We start from the raw sequence: 24,575 nt of genomic DNA on the forward strand, positions 1-24,575 counted from the left end.
CCCCCGCTCCGGCCCCCTCCCCTGAGCCGGGCCCGGCCACCGCCGCCAAGGACACCCTCAACATGACCGCTCAGGCCGCGACCGCCGGCGCCTCGAGCACGGTCGACTCCGCCCTGAAGTAACCCCTGCGGGGACAGCCCCCACCAGCAGGCCGGGCCCCCGGAAGGCGCCCGACGCACCACATGGCAGCCCCACGCCGCCACGGTGGCGCGGGCGGCTCCGGGGGCCCGGGCGTCGGGGTGCGGCCCACGGACGCCGCGAAAGGAACGCGACGAAAGGGACGCAAGAAAAGCGGCAAAAGGAAAGCAAAAGGAAAGGCAAGGAGGGATTCCCACTCCTTGCCACTCTCAACTTATAGCGCACCGGGGGGCTTGCGGCAAGACCCCGGCCCTGGGGCAGAATCGCGGACCTGGTTCATAACCTGTGCAAATGGGGGGTTCGCTACATGTGTGCGTTGTTGTCGGTTCAGGGGTCATCGGGTGACGTCGAACCGGCGGTGGAAGGAACGACCAGCGCGTTCGATCTGCCCGAGCATCTCTCCGCCAAGGCCGACCCGGCGCTGATCAGCGGCGACGAGCGGCACTTCGCGGCCATATCCGAGAGTCTCCGGCAGTCGATCGCCGAACTGTCCGCCCGTCTGGAGGCCGCGCGCAAGGCGCCCGGTGGCATCGGCCGGGAGGCGATGGACCGGGATGCCGAGATCCACCGGCTGACCGGCCGCCTGCGTACCCTGCGCCGCTTCGGGCTGGACCTGTGCCTGGGGCGCGTCGTCCGCGCGGACAGCCCCGAGCCCGTCTACATCGGGCGCCTCGGCCTCACCGACAGCGCGGGGCGGCGACTGCTGCTCGACTGGCGCTCCCCCGCGGCCGAGCCGTTCTTCGCGGCGACCCATGCCGACCCGATGGGGCTGGTGAGCCGCCGCAGGTACCGCTGGACCCGCGGCCGGGTCGGCGACTACTGGGACGAGGTGTTCACCGCCGACGGGCTCGAAGGGCACGCCGCGCTCGACGACCAGTCCGCGTTCATCGCCGGCCTCGGCGGCAGCCGGTCGGCCCGGATGCGCGATGTGCTCGCCACCCTCCAGGCCGACCAGAACGCCATCATCCGGGCGGGCTCCCGCGGCGCTCTCGTCGTCGACGGCGGGCCGGGCACGGGCAAGACCGTCGTCGCCCTGCACCGCGCCGCCCACCTGCTCTACTCCGACCCCCGCCTGGGTCACCGCCGGGGCGGCGTGCTGTTCGTCGGCCCGAGCCGGCCCTATCTGGCCTATGTCTCCGACGTCCTGCCCAGCCTCGGCGAGGAGGGCGTGCAGACCTGCACCCTGCGCGACCTCGTCCCCGAGGGAGCCGAGGCGGCGGTCGAGACCGACCCTCGCGTGGCGCGTCTGAAGTCGTCCGCGGACATGGTGAAGGCGATCGAACCGGCCGTCGCCCTGTACGAGGAGCCGCCCACCGAGGCGATGACGGTGTCCACCCCCTGGTCCGACATCCGGCTCGACGCCGACGACTGGGCGGCGGCGTTCGAGGCGGTGGAACCGGGTACTCCGCACAACGAGGCACGCGACCAGATCCTGGAGGAACTGATCGCGATCCTGATCGACAAGGACGACAGCGGCGCCCCGCCCGAGGCGCTGCGGAGGGCGCTGCCGCGGGACCGCGAGCTGATCGGCACCCTCCACCGCGCGTGGCCGATGCTCGACGCGCGTGACCTCGTCGGGGACCTGTGGTCGGTGCCCGCCTATCTGCGCCGGTGCGCTCCCTGGCTCGGCCCCGACGACGTCCGCGCGCTGCGGCGCGCCGACGCCCAGGCCTGGACGGTGTCCGACCTGCCGCTCCTGGACGCGGCACGGCAGCGGCTCGGCGACCCGGAGGCGTCCGTACGCAGGCGCCGGCACGAGGCCGCCATCGCCGCCGAACGGGCGCGCAGGGCCGACGTCATCGACTCCCTCCTCCAGAACATGGAGATCGACGAGAGCGAGGGCGCGGTGGGCATGCTGCACGGGCAGGACGTGCGGGAAACCCTGATCGACGAGGGCGCGCTGCCCGTCGCGGACCCGGACCGGCTCGCCGGCCCGTTCGCGCACGTCATCGTGGACGAGGCCCAGGAACTGACCGACGCCGAGTGGCAGATGCTGCTGAACCGCTGTCCGTCCCGGAGCTTCACCATTGTCGGTGACCGTGCCCAGGCCCGGCACGGCTTCGCCGAGCCGTGGCGGGAGCGGCTCGAACGGGTCGGGCTCGACCGGATCACCGTGGCCTCCCTGAGCATCAACTACCGCACGCCCGAAGAGGTCATGGCGGAGGCCGAACCGGTCATCCGCGCCGTGCTCCCGGACGCCAACGTGCCGACCTCCGTCCGCAGCGGCGGCGCCCCCGTCGTCCACGGGTCCGTCGCGGACCTGGACGCGGTCCTCGGCACCTGGCTCGCCGCGCACGCCGACGGCATCGCCTGTGTCATCGGCGCCGGTGAGCCGGACAGTGACACCGTGCGGGCGACGCCCCGCGTCCGGTGGCTGACGCCGGAGTTGTCGAAGGGGCTCGAGTTCGACCTGGTCGTCCTCGTCGATCCGGAGTCGTTCGGCAACGGCGCCCCGGGGCAGCTCGACGTCGAAGGGGCCGTCGACCGCTATGTCGCGATGACCCGGGCGACCCAGCGACTCGTCATCCTGACCAGCCCATGACGCCGCCCTCTTCGATCTCCTCCCGGGCCCGATGTCACGGATCGGCACCCGCCGTTCGTCACAGGAGTGTTCGAGAGCCGAGACCCGGCTGACAGCGCAGAGAAGAGGAACGAGACATGGCCCGCATCTCCCTCACCCCGCCCCGCACCGTGCTCACGCGGCTCGTCGCGTGGTACTCGCGGCGCTCCTACGGCACGGTGCTCGACCCCCTGCTCGCCATGGCGCACCACCCGCGCGTCCTGCTCACCACCGCGCGCTTCGAAATGTCGCTGGCGCGGTGGAAGCGGCTCGACCCGGGGCTGAAGGCGCTCGCCGTGATGGCCTCGGCCGCCTCCGTCGGCTGCTCCTGGTGCATGGACTTCGGCCACTGGGAGAACACCCGGCACGGCATGGACCCGCGCAAGGTCCGCGATGTGCCCGCGTGGCGCGAGAGCGACGTCTACACCCCGCTCGAGCGCGCCGTCATGGAGTACGCCGAGGCCATGACGGCGAACCCGCCGACGGTCGACGACGACCTCGTGGCCAGGCTGCGCGAGCACCTCGACGAGGCCGAACTGGTGGAGCTCACGGCCATGGTCGCGGTGGAGAACTTCCGCTCCCGCTTCAACTCCGCGCTGGGGCTGACCAGCCAAGGCTTCAGGGACACCTGTGACGTCCCGACCCGCGCCCACGCCGCTTCCCGGACCGACGCCGGCTGAGCACCCACGGCGCCCCCGACACCCCGGGCCGCCGTACGACGTCCTGGTCGTCGGCGGCTGCGGGGTGGACACGGTGGTGCGGCTGGCGCGGGCCTAGAGCGGGGCCAGGTCCGGGCGCTTGGGCTCCACATGGTCCCCGGAGCTCTCGCCGCGCAGCCGGCGCCCGATCCAGGGCACCAGGTGCTCGCGGGCCCACTGGATGTTGTCGCGCCGCACATCGGCCGGCGCGCGCTGCGGCAGCGGGGGCCACGGCTGGTCCGGGTCGGTCGGCACCGCCAGCCCGAGCACCTGGGCGGCGCGCAGGGCCACCCGGGTGTGCCCCTCGGGCGACAGGTGCAGCCGGTCGGCGTCCCAGGCGCGGCGGTCCTGGACGGACCGCAGCGACCACAGGTCGAGCACGGGGCAGTCATAGCGGTCGGCGATGGCGCGGACGTGCGCCGTGTACGTGGCGATCTTGCCGCGCAGATGGCGCAGCACCGGCACCCCGCGGGTGTCGAAGCCGGTGCACACCAGGACGGTGCCGACCGTGCTCTTCAGCTCGGCCACCGCCGCCTCGAAGCGGTCCGCCACGTCGTCGGGGTCGCTGCCCGGCCGCAGGATGTCGTTGCCCCCGGCGCAGAAACTCACCAGATCCGGGGCCAGTTCCTTCGCGCGGGGCACCTGCTCCTCTACGATCTGGTCGAGGAGCCGGCCGCGCACGGCGAGGTTGGCGTAGCGGAAGTCGCCCTCGGCGCGGTGGTCCGAGAGCAGTACGGCGAGCCGGTCGGCCCAGCCGATGAAGGCGCCGTCCGGACCGGGGTCGCCCACACCTTCGGTGAAGCTGTCCCCCACAGCCGCGTACGACCCGATCGCGCCCTTGCTGATTGAATTCGAATCGTCTGCCACGTCAGGACATCCTTCCGCCTCGACAGTGAGCTACGCCACCGTAGGAGGGGTTGACGTGGCGTGATTTAGACCACCGGGTCAGGTTTTGGCAAAGTCGGAATACGGCGGAGGCGCACCGGGGTGGCGCACCGGCCCGGAGCCCTCGGCGCGCACGGACAGTGCGGGGCGCGCGAGGCGCGGGCCGCCCTCGACCGGGTCCTCCTCGCGCCCGTCGAGCGGTGATTCGGAGGGGCACGGGGGTGGGAGGGGTTCAGTGGCGAGCGGGCGAAACGGTCCCGCGCCGCGTCCGGGCGCGCCACTCGGAGACGGGAGCCGCGAACCGCCGGGCCCCGGAACACATGTCGTAAGGTCGGACACCACCCGCCCGGCGCCCGGCGCGCCGACGGCCGCGAACCCAAGGAGAGCCCGTGACGAGGCAGCAGACGACGCAGGTTCCGTCCACCGAGCCCGACCTCGTGGGAGTGCGCAACTTCCGCGACGTGGGCGGGCTGCCGACGGAGGACGGCCGTCGGGTGCGGCACGGGGTGCTCTTCCGCAGCGGACATCTCGCCCATGCGACCGCCGAGGACGCGGCGTTCCTGGGCGGTCTCGGGCTGCACACGATCTTCGACTTCCGCAATGCCGCCGATGTGGCGCTGGAGGGGCCGGACATTCCGCTGCCGGGCGTGCGGAATGTGAATCTGCCGCTGAGCGACCCGGCGCACGGGGCCGAGTTCTGGAAGATGGTGCGCGACGGCGCCCTGCCGGAGCTGCGGGCCGCGCTCGCCGACGGCAAGGGCGCGAGACGGATGGCGGACACCTATCGGGACATCATCACCCGGCGGACCTCCGAGCACAGCCGGGTGCTGCACGCGCTGGCCGAGGACAGCGTCCCGGCGCTGATGCACTGCGCCGCGGGCAAGGACCGGGCCGGGCTCTCCATCGCGGTCACCCTGCTGGCCCTGGGCGTGGAGCGGGACGCGATCGTCGCCGACTACCTGGAGAGCGCCGCCCCGCACCGGCGGTACCGGATGTACCGCAGCGACTCCTCGGCCGACGGCCTGTCGCCGGAGGTCGTGGAGCTGCTGACCCCCCTGTTCGACGCCCGGGCCGAGTATCTGGCCGCGGCGTTCTCCGCGATCGAGGAGACCTGGGGCACGACGGAGCGGTACCTCACGGTGGGGCTGGCGTTCGGCCCGGCCGACCGCGAGCGCCTGCGGGAACGTTTGCTCGACGCGGGCTGAGGGGCTTCATCCGCTACTTGTTGGCGCCGATGTAGAACAGCAGATAGAGGAAGGCCGCGAAGACGTGGCCGACCACGAGATAGGCGAAGAGCCGGATGACCAGCCCCCGGGGGAACCGGCCCTCGCCGCGCTCCACTCCCACGTCGTCCTTGGGCATCGTGCTCCTGCTCCTTTTCGAGCGGTGATCGGTCCCGCGCCCGGCCGCCCCCGCCGTGGCGGGGCCGGCCGGCGTCACGGCGTACGGGGGCGCGCGGCGCCGCCGAGGCACAGCTCGGCGGTGGGGCTCTGCATCAGGGTGTGGACGAAGAGCAGCTCCGTGCCGCCGGGCGAGGCCGCGGCGATCCGGTGCGGGGTGAGCGAGTCGAAGTGCGCGGAGTCCCCCGGCCGCAGCAGATGCTCGGCGTTCCCGAGGGCGAGCCGCAGCTCGCCCTCCAGCACGAAGATCCACTCCTCGCCCGGGTGCACCCGCACCAGATCGCGCTGGGGGCCGCGCGGCACGTGCACGCGCAGCGGCTGCATGGCCCGGCCGGGGCAGCCCGCCTGGCGGTAGAGCCAGCCGTCGGCCTCGACGGCCTCCACGCCGTCGCCGCGGACCACCGGGTCGGGCGCCGCCGGCGTCTCGCCGAGCAGCTCCGACACCGTCGTACCGTAGGTGCGGGCGAGGGCGAGCAGCATCGGCAGCGACGGCTGGCGGCGGCCGGTCTCCAGGCGGGAGAGGTGGGCGGGCGAGAGGCCGACCCGCCGGGCCGCCCCCTCCAGGGTGAGGCCGCTGCGGCGGCGCAGCGCACGCAGCCGCGGGGCGACGGCGGGGAGCGCGTCGGCGCTCTCGGGGCCGTGGGGCGCGAGGCTCATGGAACGATTCAGCCAGAGCCGTACCCGGGGGGCAAATTTCTTGCCCGAGAGGCAAAAACCCCTGCGTTCTCGGGAGCGCGGTCCGGACCCGAGGCGCGGCCCGAGCGCGGGTGCCCGGCCACGGCGAGCAGGCCCGCGACCGGCCTCGCGGCGAGCGCGCCCGTGCCTGACCTCGCGGCGGGCTCGCCCGCGACCGGGCCGCTCTCAGCGCTGGGCGACCGCCTGCTTCACCAGGGTCCGGCCGAAGTCCCACATCAGCCCGCCGCCGTTGTGCGCGTCGTCCATGACCGCCGTGAAGGCCGCCAGGAAACGTTCCACCTCCGGCTCGCCGATGACCAGCGGCGGAATGAGCTTGATGACCTCGAGGTGGTCGCCCGAGACCTGGGTGAGAATCCGGTGGCGCTGGAGCAGCGGCACCACCACCATCTGGGCGAACAGCCCCTTGCGGGCCGCCTGGAGCATGGTCCAGCGGCTGCGCAGCCCCAGCGACTTCGGCCTGCCGAACTCGATGCCGATCATCAGCCCCCGGCCGCGCACCTCCTTGAGCAGCTCGTAGCGGTCGGTGAGCGCGGCGAGCCGGGTGCGCAGCAGATCGCCGGTGCGCCGGGCGTTGGCGACGAGCTCCTCGTCCTCCAGGACGGAGAGCGTGGCCAGTCCGGCGGCCATGGCGAGCGCGTTGGAGCCGAAGCTCGCGGAGTGGACCAGCACCCGGTCCATCGAGGAGTAGACCTTCTTGAAGATCCAGTCCTTGCCGAGGGTCGCCCCCACCGGCACATAGCCGCCGGAGAGCGCCTTGGCGACACAGACGAGGTCGGGCTCGACCCCGTCCTCGTGCTGGTAGGCGAAGAAGTCCCCGGTGCGGCCGAGGCCGGTCTGCACCTCGTCCGCGATGAGCAGGGCCTTGTGCCGGTGGAGCAGTTCCTGGGCGGCGCGCAGGAAGCCGGGCGGCGGCGCGTGCACCCCCTTGCCCTGGATCGGCTCGACGATCAGCGCCGCCACGTCGCCGCGCCGCAGCTCGCGCTCCAGGGCCGCGAGGTCGCCCAGGGCGATCGGGGTGTCCGGGAGCAGCGGGTCGAAGCCGGCGCGGAAGCCGTCCTCGCCGTTGACCGAGAGCGCGCCGGTGGTCAGCCCGTGGAAGGCGTGCCCGCAGTAGACGATCCTGGGCCGGCCGGTGGCGTAGCGGGCGAACTTCAGCGCGGTCTCGACCGCCTCGGTGCCGCTGTTGCCGAAGAACACCCGGTCCAGGTGGGGGGCGTGGCCGAGCAGCTTCTCGGCGAGCAGCCCGGGGAGCGGCTGGCAGTCGAACCGGGTCAGGTCGGCCAGCGAGGCGTCGAGCGCGTCGTGCAGGGCCCGGCGTACGACGGGGTGGTGCCGGCCGACGCCCATCACCCCGAAGCCGGCCAGCATGTCGAGGTAGTCGTTGCCCTCGTCGTCCCAGAAGTAGGCGCCCTCGGCACGCTCGTAGACCTTGTCGAAGCCGATGGTGTGGAGCATGCGCGGCAGCTGGTGGTTGAGATGGCGCGCGTGCAGGTCGTAGCGTTCGGCCGCGCGCTCGGCGAGCAGCCCGTTCAGGTCGAAGCCCTTGCGATCGGCTTCCGTCATGGCTGTTGTGCTCCTCGTTCCACTCGCTCGGCCGCTCGCTCGTCCACTCGGCGGCGGCCGTTCTTCCGCGCGGGTTCGCCCGTCCGCAGGTCGTGGCGGATGAGCGCGGCGCCGATGCCGCTCGCGACCTCGGACGGGGTGAGTCCGATGTCGGCGAGCACCTCGCCGCGCTTGGCGTGCGCCAGGAACTGCTCGGGGATGCCGAAGGTGCGCACCGGCAGGTCCACGCCGGCGTCCCGCAGGGCCTGGGCGACGGCCGCGCCGACGCCGCCGGTGCGGCTGTTGTCCTCCACCACGGCCACCATGCGGTGCTCCGCGGCGAGGCCGGTCAGCGCGGGGTCGACGGGCTTGACCCAGCGCGGGTCGACCACGGTGCAGCCGATGCCCCGCTCCGACAGCAGCTCGGCGGCGGTCAGGCAGACGGGCGCCAGGGCCCCCACCGACACCAGCAGCACATCGGGGCTCTCCGCCCGGTGCAGCACGTCCGTGCCGCCGATCCGGTCCACGGCCGGGATCGGCTCGCCCACCGCCTCCTTGGGGAAGCGCACCACGGTGGGGGCGTCGTCGACGTCGACGGCCTCGCGCAGCTGGGCGCGGAGCTGGTCGGCGTCGCGGGGCGCGGCGATCCGCAGGCCGGGCACGACCTGGAGGATCGACATGTCCCACATGCCGTTGTGGGAGGCGCCGTCGGTGCCGGTGACCCCGGCCCGGTCCAGCACGAACGTCACACCGCACTTGTGCAGCGCCACATCCATCAGCACCTGGTCGAACGCCCGGTTCAGGAACGTGGCGTACACCGCGAACACCGGGTGCAGCCCACCGGTCGCCAGCCCCGCCGCCGACACCGCGGCATGCTGCTCCGCGATCCCCACGTCCCAGACGCGGTCCGGGAACTTCTCGGCGAACTTGGTGAGCCCGACGGGGTGCAGCATCGCGGCGGTGATCGCCACGACATCGGGGCGCTCCGCGCCGATCCTGACCATCTCGTCCCCGAACACGGAGGTCCAGGAGGGGCCGCCGGGGGTGGCGAGGGGCAGGCAGGTCAGCGGGTCCATCACGCCCACGGTGTGGAACCTGTCCGCCTCGTCCTCCAGCGCGGGGCGGTAGCCGCGGCCCTTCTCGGTGAGGCAGTGCACGATGACCGGGCCGTTGAAGCGCTTGGCGCGGCGCAGGGCGGACTCCACGGCGGCGATGTCGTGGCCGTCGATGGGGCCGACGTACTTCAGCCCCAGGTCCTCGAACATGCCCTGCGGGGCGAAGGCGTCCTTGAAGCCCTTCTTGGCGCCGTGCAGCGACTCGTAGAGCGGCTTCCCGACCACCGGGGTCTGCTGGAGGAGTTCCTTGCCCCAGGAGAGGAAGCGCTCGTAGCCGTCGGTGGTGCGCAGGGTGGCGAGGTGGTCGGCCAGGCCGCCGATGGTCGGCCCGTACGAGCGCTCGTTGTCGTTGACGACGATGATCAGCGGCCGGTCCTTGGCGGCGGCGATGTTGTTCAGCGCCTCCCAGGCCATGCCGCCGGTGAGCGCCCCGTCCCCGATGACGGCGACCACGTGGTCGGGGCGGCCGAGCACCTCGTTGGCCTTGGCGAGGCCGTCGGCCCAGCCCAGCACCGTGGAGGCGTGGCTGTTCTCGATGACGTCGTGCTCGGACTCCGCCCGCGACGGGTAGCCGGACAGGCCGCCCTTGCCACGCAGCTTGGAGAAGTCCTGCCGGCCGGTGAGCAGCTTGTGGACGTACGACTGGTGGCCGGTGTCCCACAGGACCCGGTCGGCCGGTGAGTCGAAGACGCGGTGCAGCGCTATCGTCAGTTCCACCACGCCCAGATTGGGGCCGAGGTGGCCGCCGGTTCTGGCGACGGCGTGGATGAGGAACTGGCGCAGTTCGTCGGCGAGTTCGCCGAGCACCGCCGCCGGCAGCGCCTTCAGGTCGCGCGGACCACGGATCTTCTCCATCAACGACACGCTTGGACCCCCTCGTCCGGGTAACTCCCCAGCGACAACGGTGTTGCGGCCGACTCGCTCCCGGCCGCGCTTCGGCTCACGCCGCGCCACAGGGCGCGACGCGCTTCAGCTCACGACGACTTCCGGCAGCCCGGACGGGGTGCCCGCGTCCGCCATTCCCTCGGCGATCTTCATGGCCTCCTCGATCAGGGTCTCCACGATCTTCGACTCCGGCACGGTCTTGATGACCTCGCCCTTCACAAAGATCTGACCCTTGCCATTGCCCGAGGCCACCCCCAGATCCGCCTCACGCGCCTCACCGGGACCATTGACCACACAGCCCATCACGGCGACCCGCAGCGGCACCTCCATGCCCTCCAGACCGGCCGTCACCTGATCCGCCAGCTTGTACACATCCACCTGCGCCCGACCGCACGACGGACACGAGACGATCTCCAGCCGGCGCTGCCGCAGGTTCAACGCCTCCAGGATCTGGATGCCGACCTTGACCTCCTCCGCCGGAGGAGCCGACAGCGACACCCGGATCGTGTCCCCGATCCCCTCGCTCAACAGCGCGCCGAACGCCACCGCCGACTTGATCGTCCCCTGGAACGCCGGACCGGCCTCGGTGACCCCCAGGTGCAGCGGGTAGTCGCACTTCGCCGCCAGCAGCCGGTAGGCGTTGACCATCACCACCGGGTCGTTGTGCTTCACCGAGATCTTGATGTCCCGGAAACCGTGCTCCTCGAACAGCGAGCACTCCCACAGCGCCGACTCCACCAGCGCCTCCGGAGTGGCCTTCCCGTACTTCGCCAGCAGCCGCTTGTCCAACGACCCCGCGTTCACCCCGATCCGGATCGGCGTGCCCGCCTCCGAGGCCGCCTTCGCGATCTCCTTGACCTTGTCGTCGAACTGCCGGATGTTGCCCGGGTTCACCCGCACCGCCGCACACCCCGCGTCGATCGCCGCGAACACGTACTTCGGCTGGAAGTGAATATCGGCGATCACCGGAATCTGCGACTTCCTCGCGATGATCGGCAACGCGTCCGCGTCGTCCTGCGACGGGCACGCCACCCGCACGATCTGACAGCCCGACGCCGTCAGCTCCGCGATCTGCTGCAGCGTCGCACCGATGTCCGCCGTCACCGTCGTCGTCATCGACTGCACCGATACCGGGGCATCACCGCCCACGGCCACCGACCCGACCTGGATCTTCCGGCTGACCCGCCGATCGGCGAGCTTGGTCGGTACGGACGGCATTCCGAGCGAAATCGCGGTCATGTGGCGTGCAACCCCAAGGTGTGGAATCGAGGTCCCGAGATCGGCGGGCTCCAGCCACCGAGATTACGGCACCCGGGGGAGCCGAGGCACATTCCGCCCCAGGAGTTCACGCAATGACGGCGATCAGGTACAAAACGCACCCAATCGCCGCCATTGCCCGCATCGCCGGTGGGGCTGCCGGGTCAGGAGATGCGAACGGGGTTCACCAGATCCGCCACCAGCACCAGCAGGGTGAAGCAGACGAAGATCCCGGCGACCACGTACGCGACCGGCATCAGCTTCGCCACGTCGAACGGACCGGGGTCCGGCCGGCGGAAGATCCGGGCGGCGTGGCGCCGCACCGCCTCCCACAGCGCTCCCGCGATGTGCCCGCCGTCCAGGGGCAGCAGCGGCAGCATGTTGAACAGGAACAGCGACAGGTTGAAGCCGGCGACCAGGAACAGCATCGTGGCCACCCGCTGCTCCGGCGGGATGTCGAGGTTGAACACCTCGCCGCCGACGCGGGCCGCGCCGACCACGCCCATGGGCGAGTCCGGTTCGCGCTCGCCGTCCCCGAACGCGGCGTCCCACAGGGCGGGGATCTTCGAGGGCAGGTTGATCAGCGACTGCACACCCGAGGTGATCATGTCGCCCATGCGGTCCACCGACTGGCCGAAGGACTGCTGCACCACCCCGGTGGCCGGGCTGAAGCCCAGGAAGCCGGCGGTGACGTACTCCCCCGGCACCCGGCCGCCGCGGCCGTCGTTCTTGGCCACCTTGTTCTCGACCAGATCGGCCGCAAGGGTGAGCCGCTCGCCGCCCCGCTCGACCGTGATGGTCGCGGGACCGGTGGTGTCGCGAATGCGCTGCTGGAGCACGGACCACTCGCCGATGGGCTCGCCGTTGAACGCCACGATCCGGTCCCGCGGCCGCAGGCCCGCCGCCTTGGCGGGCGAGGCGGGGTCGCCCGCGCGGCAGGTGGTGCGCTGCTCGCTCTGCGAGATCACACAGTCGGAGACCGTGCTGACGGTGGTGGTCTGGGTGTTGATGCCGAAGCCCATCAGCACCGACAGGAAGATCACCACGGCGAGGATCAGGTTCATGAAGGGGCCGGCGAACATCACGATCACGCGCTTCCAGGGCGCGCGCGTGTAGAACAGCCGCTTCTCGTCGCCCGGCCGCAGTTCCTCGAAGGCCGCCGACCGGGCGTCCTCGATCATGCCGCGCCAGGGCGAGGTGGAGCGCGCGGAGAGCTTGCCGTCGTCGCCGGGCGGGAACATCCCGATCATGCGGATGTAGCCGCCGAGCGGGATCGCCTTGATGCCGTACTCGGTCTCCCCCTTGCGCCGGGACCACAGGGTCGGGCCGAAGCCGACCATGTACTGCGGCACCCGGATGCCGAACATCTTGGCCGTGGAGAGGTGACCGAGCTCGTGCCAGGCGATGGAGAAGAGCAGGCCGACGACGAAGACGACTATGCCGAGAACCGTCATCCAGGTCGTCATACGCGAGCCTCCGATGTCACCGATGTCGCCGATGCCGCCGCCGATGAGCCGGCGGCCAGTTCGCGGGCGCGGACACGCGCCCACGCCTCCGCCTCCAGGACGTCCGGGAGGGTCAGCCCAGTTCCCCGGGGGGTGCCGTGCTCCGCGACCACCGCGGCCACCGTATCGACAATCCCATTGAACGAGAGGCGGCCGGAGAGGAACGCCTCGACGCACTCCTCGTTGGCGGCGTTGAAGACGGCGGGCGCGGTGCCGCCGAGCGAGCCCACGTGCCGGGCGAGGGCGACCGACGGGAACGCCTCCTCGTCCAGCGGGAAGAACTCCCAGGTGGAGGCCCGGGACCAGTCGAAGGCCGGGGACGCGTCGGGCACCCGCTCGGGCCAGCCGAGGCCGATGGCGATGGGGCCGCGCATGTCCGGCGGGGTGGCCTGGGCCAGCGTGGAGCCGTCGACGAATTCCACCATCGAGTGGACGTAGGACTGCGGGTGGACCACGACCTCGATGCGGTCGAAGGGGACGTCGTAGAGCAGATGGGCCTCGATGACCTCCAGCCCCTTGTTGACCAGGGTGGCGGAGTTGATCGTGATCACCGGGCCCATGGACCAGGTGGGGTGGGCCAGGGCGTCCCGGGGCGTGACCGAGGCCAGCTCGGCCCGCGTGCGACCGCGGAAGGGGCCGCCGGAGGCGGTGACGACCAGCTTGCGGACCTCGGCGCGCGCGCCGCCCAGCAGGGCCTGGAAGAGCGCCGCGTGCTCCGAGTCCACCGGAATGATCTGTCCCGGCTTGGCCACCGCCTTGACCAGCGGGCCGCCGACGATCAGCGACTCCTTGTTGGCGAGGGCCAGGGTGCGGCCGGCTTCGAGGGCGGCCAGGGTGGGCGCCAGGCCGATGGAGCCGGTGATGCCGTTGAGGACCGTGTGGCACTCGCCGCGGGCCAGCTCCGAGGCCGCGTCCGGCCCGGCGAGGATCTCCGGCAGCGGCTCGCCGCCGTACCGCGCGGTCAGCGCCTCGCGCAGCTCGTCCGCCTTGTCGGCGCGCGCCACCGCGACCCGCCGGACTCCCAGCTTCCGTGCCTGCTCGGCGAGCAGCTCCACCCGGCCGCCGGCGGCGGAGAGGGCGGTGACCCGGAAGCGGTCGGGGTTGCGCAGCACCAGGTCGATGGCCTGGGTGCCGATCGAGCCGGTGGAGCCGAGGATCACGATGTCCCGCGGGCCTCCGGAGGCGGCGGCGGCCGCGGGGAAGCGCAACTGCGGATGGGCGAGGGAGTCCGTCATCCCTCCATTGTGGCCGTACGGGGCGCCGCGGCGGACAGGTGCCCCGCGATCACCTCGCGGGGCACCCCCGGCCGTACCGCCTCGCCCGTACGGCGCCGCCCGTACCGCCTCGCCCGAGGCGGGCCGCGGGGCCGTGCGCCCACAGGACCCCGTACGGCCGTACGGCCGTACGCCCGTACGCCTCCGTACGGCCGCGTGTCAACGGAAGGGGCGGTGGACGTTCTCCTTGGCGGTGGCGCCCGCGGCGGTCTCGGCGATCCACGGGCCGTCGCCGCTGGGGTCGAGGATGCCCTGCTCCAACCAGGTGTAGGAGCCGTTGAGGACACCGCTGACGACCTTGCGGTCCAGCTCGTCGGTGTTGGTCCACAGCCGGCCGAACAGCTCCTCGACCCGGATGCGCGCCTGCCGGCAGAACGCGTCGGCGAGCCGGTACGCCTCCTGGCCGTGGTCGCCGCTGGTGCGCAGCAGCTCCGCCCGTACGCAGGCCGCGCTCATGGCGAACAGCTCGGCGCCGATGTCGACGACGCGGCCGAGGAAGCCCTGTTTGGTCTCCATCCGGCCCTGCCAGCGGGACATCCCGTAGAAGGTGGAGCGGGCGAGCTTGCGGCAGGAGCGCTCGACATAGCGCAGGTGGCCGGACAGGTCGACGTGTCCGGCGGGGTGGAACTCGCCGAACGAGGTGGGCAGCCCGCCGGGCCCGGCGACGAGCTTGGGCAGCCAGCGGGCGTAGAAGCCACCGGCCCTGGCGCCGGCCCTGGCCTTGTCGGACAGCGACTTCTCGGGGTCGATGAGGTCGCCGGCCACCGACAGATGGGCGTCCACCGCCTCGCGGGCGATCAGCAGGTGCATGATCTCCGTCGAGCCCTCGAAGATGCGGTTGATCCGCAGGTCCCGCAGCATCTGCTCGGCGGGCACGGCCCGCTCGCCGCGCGCGGCGAGCGACTCGGCGGACTCGAAGCCCCGGCCGCCGCGGATCTGCACCAGGTCGTCGGCCATCAGCCAGGCCATCTCGGAGCCGTACAGCTTGGCGAGGGCGGCCTCGATCCGGATGTCGTTGCGGTCCTCGTCGGCCATCTGGCTGCAGAGGTCGAGCACGGCCTCCAGGGCGAACGTGGTGGCGGCGATGAAGGAGATCTTCGAGCCGACGGCCTCGTGCCGGGCGATGGGCTTGCCCCACTGCTCACGGACGGCCGACCACTCGCGGGCGATCTTCAGACACCACTTGCCGGCCCCGACGCACATGGCGGGCAGGGAGAGCCGGCCGGTGTTGAGGGTGGTCAGGGCGATCTTGAGGCCGGCGCCCTCGGGGCCGATGCGGTGGGAGGCGGGGACGCGGACCCGGTGGAAGCGGGTGACGCCGTTCTCGATGCCGCGCAGGCCCATGAAGGCGTTGCGGTTCTCCACGGTGACGCCCTCGGCGTCCGCCTCGACCACGAAGGCGGTGATCCCGCCGCGGTGGCCCTCGGAGGCGGGCACCCGCGCCATGACGACCAGCAGGTCCGCCACGACGCCGTTGGTGGTCCACAGCTTGACGCCGTCGAGGATGTAGTCGTCGCCGTCGGGGACGGCGGAGGTGGCCAGCCGGGCCGGGTCCGAGCCGACGTCCGGCTCGGTGAGGAGGAAGGCACTGATGTCCGTACGGGCGCAGCGCGGCAGGAAGGCGTCCTTCTGCTCCTGGGTGCCGAAGAGCTTGAGGGGCTGCGGTACGCCGATGGACTGGTGGGCGGAGAGCAGCGCGCCGACGGCCGGGCTGGCCGAGCCGACGAGGGCGAGGGCCTTGTTGTAGTAGACCTGGGTGAGGCCGAGCCCGCCGTACTTGATGTCGATCTTCATCCCGAGGGCGCCGAGCTCCTTGAGCCCGCTGATCGTCTCGTCCGGGATGCGCGCCTCGCGCTCGATCCGGGCGCCGTCGATCCGGGTGGCGCAGAAGTCGCGGAGCTTGGCGAGAAACTCCTCACCGCGCCGGACGTCCTCGGCGGCCGGCATCGGGTGGGGATGGATGAGATCGAGCCGGAAGCGGCCCAGGAACAGCTCCTTGGCGAAGCTGGGCTTGCGCCACTCCTGCTGCCGGGCCGCCTCGGCCACCTGGCGCGCTTCGCGCTCGGAGACGGCGGGTTTGGCCATCGGCTCGGGGGCAACGGGGGGTTGGGCGGATGGGGCGGACATGGGGCTCACCTCGCCGCGGAGTCGGGACGGTGGTCCGGCCGGCCGACCGGGCGGAGCGCGTCCGCGCGCGGGGCCTCGACTGCCTACCGGTCGGTTCTACTGGCCCGTATGTACCCGATCGGGGCGAGGTGTACCAGTCCCCGCGCTGGGCGGAGTACGCGCTTCGGCCACGTCCGTCCCCGCGCGGGGCGGCGGCCCCGGCGCGTCAGTCCTCGGGGGCGAGCAGTCCTCGCTGGTAGGCGCGGACGAGCCGGCGGGGGACGGTGTACGCGCGGCCCTCGATGACGACGGGGACGAGATCGGGGGTGCTCGCCTTCCACTGGGCACGGCGGTGACGGGTGTTGCTGCGGGACATCTTGCGCTTGGGAACAGCCATGGCGCGAGCTTACATGAAAACGATTGTCGATTGCATTCGAGGGGCGGCGGACGGGCCCCGAGGCGCGCGCGGTGGGGGATGCGAAAAAGCGGCCGGGCGCACCGTGGGGGTGCGCCCGGCCGCTCCCTGTCAGGGGAGTCCCCCGAGGGGGTGTGGGGTGACGCCAGTGGGATGGCGCCAGGGGTGCCGTCAGCGGACGGCGTCGGAGGACGGCGTCGGCGGACTCAGCGGACTCAGAGGGCGAGGCCGGTGAGGACCAGCACGCGCTCGTAGGTGTAGTCCTCCATGGCGTAGCGGACGCCCTCGCGGCCCACGCCGGACTGCTTGGCACCGCCGTACGGCATCTGGTCGGCGCGGTAGGACGGCACGTCACCGACGATGACGCCGCCGACCTCGAGCGCGCGGTGGGCGCGGAAGGCCGTCTGCACGTCGTGGGTGAAGACACCGGTCTGGAGGCCGTACTGGGAGTCGTTCACCGCGGCGAAGGCCTCCTCCTCGCCGTCCACCCGGGAGAGGGTGAGGACCGGGCCGAAGACCTCGTCGCAGCCGAGGCGGGTGTCGGCGGGCACGTCCTCGAGGACGGTCGGCGCGTAGGTGGCGCCGTCCCGCTTGCCGCCGGTCAGCAGCCGGGCGCCGGCGGCCACGGCCTCGTCCACCCAGGACTCGACGCGCTTGGCGGCGTCCTCGCTCACCAGCGGGCCGACCTCGGTCGCCGGGTCCGACGGGTCGCCGGTGACCTGCGCCTCGACGGCGGCGACCACCTTGGGCACCAGCCGGTCGTACACCGAGGCGTCGGCGATGACGCGCTGCACCGAGATGCAGGACTGGCCGCCCTGGTAGTTGGAGAAGGTCGCGATCCGGGAGGCGGCCCAGTCCAGGTCCTCCTCGGAGGACCAGTCGGCGAGGACCACGGCCGCGCCGTTGCCGCCCAGTTCGAGGGTGGTGTGCTTGCGCGGCGCGGCGTCCAGCAGGGACCAGCCGACCGGGCCGGAGCCGGTGAAGGAGATGACCGGCAGGCGCTCGTCCCGCACCAGGGCGGGCATCCGGTCGTTGGGCACCGGCAGCACGCTCCAGGAGCCGGCGGGCAGCTCGGTCTCGGCGAGCAGCTCGCCGAGGATCAGCGCGGAGAGCGGGGTGGCCGGGGCGGGCTTGAGGATGATGGGCGCGCCGACCGCGATCGCCGGGGCGACCTTGTGGGCGCACAGGTTCAGCGGGAAGTTGAACGGCGCGATGCCGAGGACCGTGCCGCGCGGGAAGCGGCGGGTCAGGGCGAGCCGGCCGACGCCGCCGGCGTCGGTGTCCAGGCGCTGCGCCTCGCCACCGTTGAACCGGCGGGCCTCCTCCGCGGCGAACCGGAAGACGGAGACGGCGCGGCCGACCTCGCCGCGCGCCCACTTGATGGGCTTGCCGTTCTCGGCGGAGATCAGCTGGGCGATCTCCTCGGTGCGCTCGGCGAGCCGGCGGGAGACGTGGTCCAGCGCGGTGGCCCGCACATGGGCGGGGGTCGCGGCGTACTCGTCACGCACGGCGTCCGCGGCGGCGACGGCCTCCTCGACCTGCGCCGGGGTGGGGACGCTCACGGTGCCGACGAGGCGGCCGTCCCAGGGAGAGGTGACGTCGAACGTGTCGTCGCCGGTCGCCTTGCGGCCGGCGAGCCAGAACGCGTGGGCAGCGTCGCGCGGGGAGGTCACAGGGGTTACCGGCCCTTCCGGGGTGGTGGGTGGAGCGAATGTCTGGCCCCACCGTAGGGGCCGTCGGCGGGAATGCGGTTTGTCCGGCGTGGAGTGATCGCGGGCCGGGCTCCGCCGCTTTGTCGCCTCCGGCGGGGTGGGGGCGGGGTTCCGGCGCGGTGTCGCCCCCGGCGGGGTGGGGGCCAGCCGGAGGCGTCGGGTCAACTGAGGTGAGGGCCGGCCGGAGGCGTCGGGTCAGCGGGAGGCGTCGGTCGCCTTCAGGGCGAGCCAGAGCTCCATCCGGACGTCCGGGTCGTCCAGCGAGCGGCCGAGGATCTCCTCCACCCGCCGCATGCGATAGCGCAGCGTGTGCCGGTGCACCTTGAGGTCCGCCGCGGCCGCGTCCCACTGCCCGTGCCGCGACAGCCATGCCCGGAGCGAGGCCACCAGGTCGCCGCGCCCCCTGGCGTCGTGGTCGCGCAGCGCCCGCAGCATGCCGTCGGCGAACGCCCGTACGGCGTCGTCGGCCAGCAGCGGCAGTACGGAGCCCGCCGCGACCTGCTCGTGTTCGACCAGGGTCCGGCCGCGCCGGCGGGCCACCGAGAGGGCCTGCTCGGCCTGGCGGTGGGCGGTGGACGCGGCGATGGGCCCGGTGGGGGCCGACAGCCCGATCACCAGATCGCCGCTGCCGGCGGCCGCCGCCGCGCCCTGGTCGCGGGAGGGCGCCGCGCCGGCCCGCCGGGCCTCGACCCCCTCGGCGTACTGGGCACAGGCGGCGACCACCGCTCCCCCGTCCGGGGCGAGGACGGTCAGGCGGTCGCCCTCCGGCACCACGAGCACCGTTTCGCCGCCCCGGGCCGCCGCGGCCTCCAGGGCGTCGGCGAAGGAGCCGAGCGGGTCCTGGTCCGCGCCGGCCGACTCGCCCTCCGCCGCCGGGGCGGTGTCACCGGCCGGGGCGGCGGCGGGCCCGGGGGTGGGGGCGGGAACCGCGGCCGGCTCGGCGACCACCATGCGGAAGGGCGCGTCCAGCAGCCCGCCGTACAGTCCGCCGGCCACCGCGCGGGCGTGGTCGGGCTCCCCGGCGAGCAGCATCCGCAGTACGGCGGCGCCGAGCCGCAGTTCTGCCGCGTGCAGCGCCCGGGACCGTTCGGTGGTGAGGGTGAGCAGCGCGACCGCCGAGTGCACGGCGTACCGCTCGGCGGTGCCCAGCGCGGTGCCCGTGCCGACGGCCAGCACGCCGCGGGCGCGGCGGCCCGTGCCGAGGGACTGGAGCTCGACGCGGTCGTCGCCCCCGTCCTCGCCGTCCCCGCCGCCGACGACCGCGCTGGCCGGCGCGGGGCGCTCGCGCAGCCGTTCGACGTCCGCGGTCAGCCGGGCGGCGCGCCGGGCCGCCCAGTCCGGGGCGGCGGCCACGACCGCGCCCGAGGCGTCGTAGAGCGCCGCCCAGCCGTCGATGTGCGCCGCGAGCCGGCCGAGCAGCGCCGCGGGTCCCTCGGCGCCGAGCGCGGCGCGGGTCAGCTCGCGCTGCGCCTCGAAGCCGGCGGTGACGGCCCGGTACTGGTCGGCGGCGATGGCCGCGGACACCGCCTTGCTGATCGCGATGAAGGGGGTCCTGCGGGGCACCTCGAGCAGGGGCAGGCCCTCCTCGCGGGCGGCCGCGACCAGCGTCTCGGGAACGGCGTCCAGATTGACGCCCACGCCGAAGCCGAGACCCACGACGCCGGCGCCCGCCAGCCGCCGTACGTACCGGCGCATCGCCTCCGGGTCGTCGGTGTCCAGCTTCATCGCGGTGGTGAGCAGGAGCTCGCCGCCCTCCAGATAGGGCACCGGGTCGGCGAGCTCGCTGGTGTGGGCCCAGCGCACCTCGGTCCCCAGGCGGTCCTCCCCCGCGCGCACGACGAGCTTGAGCGCGGAGTGGTTGACGAGCGAGGAGAGGGTGGGCGGCATCCGGACCTTCAGCGACGACTTCGCCGTCCCGTATGAACGGCTTGGCCCAATTCTGCCTCAGCGGATGAAAGAGGGGCACCCCGGCCGACCGGGGGCAGGCCGGGGGCAGACCCGTGGCCGGCGGGAACGGGCCCGGGTTCAGCCGCGGAGGTTCACCAGAAGGGGCGGGGCGTGCTCCCCTCGCACCGTACGGAGCGAGAGCACGGCGTGCCCGGCCGGAAGGGCGTTGGCGAGCTCGGAGGCGGACCAGCGCTCGCGCTGCACCTGCCGTACGGTCACCGACTCCGTGGTCACGGGCTTGCCGGTCACCAGGGCGCGAATGAAGTGCAGTACGCGGGTGAGCGGCTCGTCGGCGAGCACCGGCCGGCTGGTGACATCGCGCGCCTCCACCCATTCGGTGCCCCACACCTCGGCGAACCGGGCGCCGTCCCAGGGGGTGACCCCGGCGAACGCCATCCGGCAGCCGACGGCGCCCAGCAGCGCCCCGCGCAGCGCCTCGGGGACGTCGTCCAGGGTGCGCAGGGCGAGGACGGCGCCCGCTCCGGCCGAGCGCAGCCGCTGGAGGCCGCGCAGCGCCTCGGGGGTGACGGTGTGCGTGGCGTCGTCGAGGATCAGACAGGCGAAGAGCGAGTGGTCCGTACGGGCGGAGGCGCACTCGACGAACTGGGCGAGCACCAGGCGCGCCAGCATCCGGGACGCCTCGGCGTGGCCGCGCTCCGGCAGGTCGATGCGGACCCGCAGCGGGTGGTCGAGGGCGCGCAGCGAGAACTGGCGGCTCTCCCCCGCCGGGTCGAAGAACCCGGCGAACGCCGGCCGGTCGAGCAGCGCGACACGCTCGGCCAGCACGGCCCCGATGTCCCCGGCGCGGCCCAGCTGCCGCTCGCGGGCCTCCAGGTCGCGGAGGTGGGCGTGCGGGCCGGTGGCGGCGGTTTCGAGGGCCGTACGGAGCGCGGTGAGGGCGGCGGGGGAGCCGTCGAGGAGCTCGCGCAGCTCGGGCACGGCGGGGAAGCGGCCGTGGGCGGCCCGGAAGGGGCCCAGGAGCTGGGCGAGGGCGGTGGCGGCGCGCCGCCGGCCGTCGCCGCCGGGCAGGGTGAGGGCGAGGTCGCCGATCAGCGCCTCGGCGAGGATGCCGGCGGCCTCGTCGGGGTCGGTCGTGCCGCCGTACAGATCGAGGTCGTGGTCGGAGTCGGGCCGGCCGATCCGCAGGACGACGTCGAAGGCGTCGTCGGGGGCGAGCGGCGTGCCGGCCGCGCCCACGGCGACGACCGCGGCCTGCCCGGCCAGCGCCTGGAGGCACAGCGACTCCAGTACGGGCCGCACGAGGTGCGCCGTCTTGCCGCTGGCGGGCGGGCCGACGGCGAGCAGGGAGGTGCCCAGCAGGTCGGGGTCGAGCGCGAACCCGGCGCCGCGGTGCCGATAGGGGTTGCGCTCGTCCTCCACGGTGAGGCCGAGGCGGACCTGGCCCGTGAGGAGGTCGTGGCGGGCGATCCGGGGCGCCGGGAGGTCACGCGCGCCGGAGGGGTGCGTCCAGGCGGTGGCGCCGTGGCGCAGCACGGTGTCGGTGAAGTCGGCCAGCCGGTCGGGCCGGGTGCGGGCGGAGCGCCAGGCGCGGGCGATGCGGGCGGCGTCCACGTCGTTCATCCGCCCGGCCCGGGCCTCGGCGGCCAGCCGCTCGGCGGCGTCCGGGGCGCCGCCCGCGCGCACATCGGGGAAGGCGGCGGGGTCCGCCTCGGGCGAGGCGGACCGGGGCGCCTGCGCGGTGGCCGGGTCGCCGTCCTCCCGCAGCCGGCGCAGGGGCGGGAGGACATAGCGGCGCCAGACCTCGGGCCAGCGGCCGAGGCGGCCGAAGACGACTGCCAGGAGGGCGATCACCACGGCGTAGTACAGAAGTCCGGCCGTGACGATCCACATGCTGCCGCTGCCGATCCAGGCATCCGGCATCAGGACGTGCAGCGGCCACAGCCAGTAGTCACCGAGGTAGCGGTTGTACAGCAGGGACCACAGAAGCCAGCCGCAGAAGAACGAGATCACCGCGCCGCTGATCAGGCGGCGGCCGGAGACCTCGTCCGGTTCCCGCGGGGGCTTGGGGCGGTGCCCGTAGCGCCAGATGCCCGGGGGGGCGTCCGCCGCCCGGGGCGTGCGCAGCCAGCCGAGGAACCGCTCGGCGGCCGGCACCGGCACCGACGCCGCACCCGCCGCGGCGTGCCCCGACGGCCCGTACGGCGCGTACGACCCGTACGGCGCCCGCGCCGGAGGTGGCGGCACCACGCCAGGCGCCGCACCAGGCGGCACAGCAAGAGGCGGCACGACAGGAGGCGGCACCGCACCAGGCGGCGCGTCCGGGAGCCGTACCGGTGGGACGGCCGGCATGGGCGGCAGGGCCCGCCCCCGCGTGCCGTGTGCGTCGTGACCGCCCTCGATGCCCATCTGCCGCCCCTCGCCCCCTCGTACCGCCGTACACCGTGACGTCGCTCCGCCGCCCAATCTAGCCGTCGCGGCGGCCCACTTCACCGGCCCGCGCCCCGGCGGCCCCGCCCGTTCGCGTCCCGCTTCACCGGCCCGCGCCCGGCAGTCCCGAGCCCCCGCTCACGGCGTACCGCGGCGCCCCGCCGCGCGGGAAGGCCCCGGGCGCGGACCATGGGAGAAAGCACGGAGGAAATCCTCCGTCGCGGACAACGCGACGCGCCCACCCCTACCGAACGGCGCATGCCCGCCTTGCCCGCCCGGCCCTAGCCTGCACGCAGAGGACCCGCACGGGCCGCAACCGGCGGCGCGGGGCCCGGCCCACGGCCCCGTGCGGGGCCACGTTCATCCCCGGACCACAGGAGATCCCCATGACCGCAACCGCCGGAGGCGCCTCGCTCCCGCAGGAGCGCCGCGTCGTCACCGCGATCCCCGGCCCGAAGTCGCAGGAGCTGCAGGCGCGCCGGCTGGCGGCGGTCGCCGGTGGCGTCGGGTCCGTGCTGCCGGTCTTCACCACGCGCGCGGGCGGCGGCGTGATCGAGGACGTGGACGGCAACTCCCTGATCGACTTCGGTTCCGGCATCGCCGTGACCTCCGTCGGTGCCAGCGCCGAGGCCGTGGTGCGCCGGGCGTCCGCGCAGCTCGCCGACTTCACCCACACCTGTTTCATGGTGACCCCCTACGAGGGTTACGTGGAGGTCTGCGAGGAGCTCGCGAAGCTCACCCCGGGCGACCACGCGAAGAAGTCCGCGCTGTTCAACTCCGGCGCCGAGGCCGTCGAGAACGCCGTCAAGATCGCGCGTGCGTACACCAAGCGCCAGGCCGTCGTGGTGTTCGACCACGGCTACCACGGCCGGACCAACCTCACCATGGCGCTCACGGCCAAGAACATGCCGTACAAGCACGGCTTCGGCCCGTTCGCGCCCGAGGTGTACCGCGTGCCCGTGGCGTACGGCTACCGCTGGCCCACCGGCCCGGAGAACTGTGGCGCCGAGGCGTCCGCCCAGGCCATCGACATGATCAACAAGCAGATCGGCGCCGAGAACGTCGCCGCGATCATCATTGAGCCCGTTCTGGGCGAGGGCGGCTTCATCGAGCCGGCCAAGGGCTTCCTGCCCGCGATGGTGAAGTTCGCCAACGACAACGGCATCGTCTTCGTCGCCGACGAGATCCAGTCCGGCTTCTGCCGCACCGGCCAGTGGTTCGCGTGCGAGGACGAGGGCATCGTCCCGGACCTGATCACCACCGCCAAGGGCATCGCGGGCGGTCTGCCGCTCGCCGCCGTCACCGGCCGCGCCGAGATCATGGACGCCGCCCACCCGGGCGGCCTGGGCGGCACCTACGGCGGCAACCCGGTGGCCTGCGCCGGTGCGCTCGGCGCCATCGAGACCATGCGCGAGCTGGACCTCAACGGCAAGGCCAAGCGGATCGAGGAGGTCATGAAGGGCCGCCTCACCACCCTGCAGGAGAAGCTCGCCGACCACGCGACCTGCCGCATCGGTGACATCCGCGGCCGTGGCGCCATGATCGCGATCGAGCTGGTGAAGCCGGGTTCGAAGGACCCGAACCCGGAGGCCGCCGGCGCGCTGGCCAAGGCCTGCCACGCCGAGGGCCTGCTGGTCCTCACCTGTGGCACCTACGGCAACGTGCTGCGCTTCCTGCCGCCGCTGGTCATCGGCGAGGACCTGCTGAACGAGGGCCTCGACATCATCGAGGGCGCGTTCGCCCGCATCTGACCGAGGCGGCCCCGCCCCACGCGGTACGGGGCCGCGTCAGGCAGTACGGAGCGGCCTCACGCAGTACGGGGGCGACCTCACGCAGTACGGAGGGCATCGGCGTCCGCGCGACAGTACGGACGCCGGTGCCCTCCGCGCGTTCCGGCCGGTGCGGCGGCGTCCCCGCCCCGCGTACGCGTTCCAACCGGCGCGACAGCGCCCCCGCCCCCGTACGCGTTCCAACCGGCGCCGCGGCGTCTCCCTGCGCGACCATACGGTCGTGATCGCGCGACGTGAAGAATCTGTGCGGGGGACATGGGGG

At 73.3% G+C, this 24,575-nt stretch carries 17 protein-coding genes; 4 read left to right on the forward strand and 13 right to left on the reverse strand.

Annotated features, from left to right (window positions below):
- The first annotated feature begins 445 nt into the window (after positions 1 to 445).
- Together helR and ACSNOD_RS03785 are read left to right on the forward strand one after the other, a co-directional pair.
- The gene (gene helR, locus ACSNOD_RS03780) at positions 446 to 2,680 is read left to right on the forward strand and encodes an RNA polymerase recycling motor ATPase HelR (protein WP_436765272.1); all 2,235 of its coding nucleotides are present in this window, start codon (positions 446 to 448) and stop codon (positions 2,678 to 2,680) included.
- 116 nt (positions 2,681 to 2,796) lie between these two features.
- Positions 2,797 to 3,378, forward strand: a complete 582-nt coding sequence (locus tag ACSNOD_RS03785; RefSeq protein ID WP_436765273.1) for a carboxymuconolactone decarboxylase family protein — start codon at positions 2,797 to 2,799, stop codon at positions 3,376 to 3,378.
- A 93-nt stretch (positions 3,379 to 3,471) separates the two neighbouring features.
- On the opposite strand, the gene ACSNOD_RS03790 is transcribed toward ACSNOD_RS03785, so the two are convergent.
- The gene (locus ACSNOD_RS03790) at positions 3,472 to 4,263 is read right to left on the reverse strand and encodes an SGNH/GDSL hydrolase family protein (RefSeq protein WP_436765274.1); all 792 of its coding nucleotides are present in this window, start codon (positions 4,261 to 4,263) and stop codon (positions 3,472 to 3,474) included.
- A 407-nt stretch (positions 4,264 to 4,670) separates the two neighbouring features.
- Here ACSNOD_RS03790 and ACSNOD_RS03795 point away from each other — a divergent pair, with 407 nt between their 5' ends.
- Complete coding sequence (locus tag ACSNOD_RS03795) at positions 4,671 to 5,486, forward strand: tyrosine-protein phosphatase (RefSeq protein WP_436765275.1); 816 nt, start codon at positions 4,671 to 4,673, stop codon at positions 5,484 to 5,486.
- A 13-nt stretch (positions 5,487 to 5,499) separates the two neighbouring features.
- Here ACSNOD_RS03795 and ACSNOD_RS03800 read toward each other — a convergent pair whose 3' ends face one another.
- The 12 genes from ACSNOD_RS03800 to ACSNOD_RS03855 all read right to left on the reverse strand — a co-directional run bounded on the left by ACSNOD_RS03800 (position 5,500) and on the right by ACSNOD_RS03855 (position 22,502).
- Entirely contained in the window at positions 5,500 to 5,643 is a 144-nt protein-coding gene (locus ACSNOD_RS03800; protein WP_436765276.1) for a DUF6126 family protein, read from the reverse strand.
- 74 nt (positions 5,644 to 5,717) lie between these two features.
- A complete protein-coding gene (locus ACSNOD_RS03805) occupies positions 5,718 to 6,338 on the reverse strand; it encodes a helix-turn-helix domain-containing protein (protein WP_436765277.1) in 621 nt (206 codons plus the stop codon).
- A gap of 204 nt (positions 6,339 to 6,542) precedes the next feature.
- Entirely contained in the window at positions 6,543 to 7,940 is a 1,398-nt protein-coding gene (locus tag ACSNOD_RS03810; protein ID WP_436765278.1) for an aspartate aminotransferase family protein, read from the reverse strand.
- The gene (dxs, locus tag ACSNOD_RS03815) at positions 7,937 to 9,889 is read right to left on the reverse strand and encodes a 1-deoxy-D-xylulose-5-phosphate synthase (protein WP_436765279.1); all 1,953 of its coding nucleotides are present in this window, start codon (positions 9,887 to 9,889) and stop codon (positions 7,937 to 7,939) included. Before dxs ends, ACSNOD_RS03810 begins: the two co-directional genes overlap by 4 nt.
- A gap of 114 nt (positions 9,890 to 10,003) precedes the next feature.
- Positions 10,004 to 11,158: a flavodoxin-dependent (E)-4-hydroxy-3-methylbut-2-enyl-diphosphate synthase gene (gene ispG / locus ACSNOD_RS03820; protein ID WP_436765280.1), complete on the reverse strand. Its 1,155-nt coding sequence runs from the start codon at positions 11,156 to 11,158 to the stop codon at positions 10,004 to 10,006.
- A 182-nt stretch (positions 11,159 to 11,340) separates the two neighbouring features.
- A complete protein-coding gene (locus ACSNOD_RS03825; RefSeq protein WP_436765281.1) occupies positions 11,341 to 12,642 on the reverse strand; it encodes a M50 family metallopeptidase in 1,302 nt (433 codons plus the stop codon).
- Complete coding sequence (gene dxr, locus ACSNOD_RS03830; protein ID WP_436765282.1) at positions 12,639 to 13,916, reverse strand: 1-deoxy-D-xylulose-5-phosphate reductoisomerase; 1,278 nt, start codon at positions 13,914 to 13,916, stop codon at positions 12,639 to 12,641. Before dxr ends, ACSNOD_RS03825 begins: the two co-directional genes overlap by 4 nt.
- Positions 13,917 to 14,114: 198 nt before the next feature.
- The gene (locus ACSNOD_RS03835; RefSeq protein ID WP_436765283.1) at positions 14,115 to 16,082 is read right to left on the reverse strand and encodes an acyl-CoA dehydrogenase family protein; all 1,968 of its coding nucleotides are present in this window, start codon (positions 16,080 to 16,082) and stop codon (positions 14,115 to 14,117) included.
- Positions 16,083 to 16,287: 205 nt separating this feature from the next.
- On the reverse strand, positions 16,288 to 16,458 hold the full coding sequence (gene rpmF / locus ACSNOD_RS03840) for a 50S ribosomal protein L32 (protein WP_436765284.1): 171 nt from the start codon (positions 16,456 to 16,458) through the stop codon (positions 16,288 to 16,290).
- 233 nt (positions 16,459 to 16,691) lie between these two features.
- A complete protein-coding gene (locus tag ACSNOD_RS03845) occupies positions 16,692 to 18,149 on the reverse strand; it encodes an aldehyde dehydrogenase family protein (protein ID WP_436765285.1) in 1,458 nt (485 codons plus the stop codon).
- Positions 18,150 to 18,383: 234 nt separating this feature from the next.
- Entirely contained in the window at positions 18,384 to 20,075 is a 1,692-nt protein-coding gene (locus ACSNOD_RS03850; protein WP_436765286.1) for a PucR family transcriptional regulator, read from the reverse strand.
- A gap of 138 nt (positions 20,076 to 20,213) precedes the next feature.
- Positions 20,214 to 22,502: an ATP-binding protein gene (locus tag ACSNOD_RS03855; protein WP_436765287.1), complete on the reverse strand. Its 2,289-nt coding sequence runs from the start codon at positions 22,500 to 22,502 to the stop codon at positions 20,214 to 20,216.
- Positions 22,503 to 22,909: 407 nt separating this feature from the next.
- On the opposite strand from ACSNOD_RS03855, the gene gabT reads away from it, so the two are divergent.
- Entirely contained in the window at positions 22,910 to 24,274 is a 1,365-nt protein-coding gene (gene gabT, locus ACSNOD_RS03860; RefSeq protein WP_436765288.1) for a 4-aminobutyrate--2-oxoglutarate transaminase, read from the forward strand.
- Positions 24,275 to 24,575: the final 301 nt, after the last annotated feature.

Origin of the sequence: Streptomyces sp. URMC 123, from assembly GCF_051386515.1 — a bacterium.
Lineage (GTDB): Bacteria > Actinomycetota > Actinomycetes > Streptomycetales > Streptomycetaceae > Streptomyces.

What these genes read in the sequence shown, in the direction of transcription:
- ACSNOD_RS03805 (WP_436765277.1), bottom strand. Translation starts at nt 6,338, where the DNA reads ATGAGCCTCGCGCCCCACGGCCCCGAGAGCGCCGACGCGCTCCCCGCC.
- dxr (WP_436765282.1), bottom strand. Translation starts at nt 13,916, where the DNA reads ATGACGGACTCCCTCGCCCATCCGCAGTTGCGCTTCCCCGCGGCCGCC.
- ACSNOD_RS03855 (WP_436765287.1), bottom strand. Translation starts at nt 22,502, where the DNA reads ATGGGCATCGAGGGCGGTCACGACGCACACGGCACGCGGGGGCGGGCC.
- ispG (WP_436765280.1), bottom strand. Translation starts at nt 11,158, where the DNA reads ATGACCGCGATTTCGCTCGGAATGCCGTCCGTACCGACCAAGCTCGCC.
- ACSNOD_RS03835 (WP_436765283.1), bottom strand. Translation starts at nt 16,082, where the DNA reads ATGTCCGCCCCATCCGCCCAACCCCCCGTTGCCCCCGAGCCGATGGCC.
- ACSNOD_RS03825 (WP_436765281.1), bottom strand. Translation starts at nt 12,642, where the DNA reads ATGACGACCTGGATGACGGTTCTCGGCATAGTCGTCTTCGTCGTCGGC.
- dxs (WP_436765279.1), bottom strand. Translation starts at nt 9,889, where the DNA reads ATGGAGAAGATCCGTGGTCCGCGCGACCTGAAGGCGCTGCCGGCGGCG.
- gabT (WP_436765288.1), top strand. Translation starts at nt 22,910, where the DNA reads ATGACCGCAACCGCCGGAGGCGCCTCGCTCCCGCAGGAGCGCCGCGTC.
- ACSNOD_RS03785 (WP_436765273.1), top strand. Translation starts at nt 2,797, where the DNA reads ATGGCCCGCATCTCCCTCACCCCGCCCCGCACCGTGCTCACGCGGCTC.
- ACSNOD_RS03850 (WP_436765286.1), bottom strand. Translation starts at nt 20,075, where the DNA reads ATGCCGCCCACCCTCTCCTCGCTCGTCAACCACTCCGCGCTCAAGCTC.
- ACSNOD_RS03800 (WP_436765276.1), bottom strand. Translation starts at nt 5,643, where the DNA reads ATGCCCAAGGACGACGTGGGAGTGGAGCGCGGCGAGGGCCGGTTCCCC.
- rpmF (WP_436765284.1), bottom strand. Translation starts at nt 16,458, where the DNA reads ATGGCTGTTCCCAAGCGCAAGATGTCCCGCAGCAACACCCGTCACCGC.
- ACSNOD_RS03810 (WP_436765278.1), bottom strand. Translation starts at nt 7,940, where the DNA reads ATGACGGAAGCCGATCGCAAGGGCTTCGACCTGAACGGGCTGCTCGCC.
- helR (WP_436765272.1), top strand. Translation starts at nt 446, where the DNA reads ATGTGTGCGTTGTTGTCGGTTCAGGGGTCATCGGGTGACGTCGAACCG.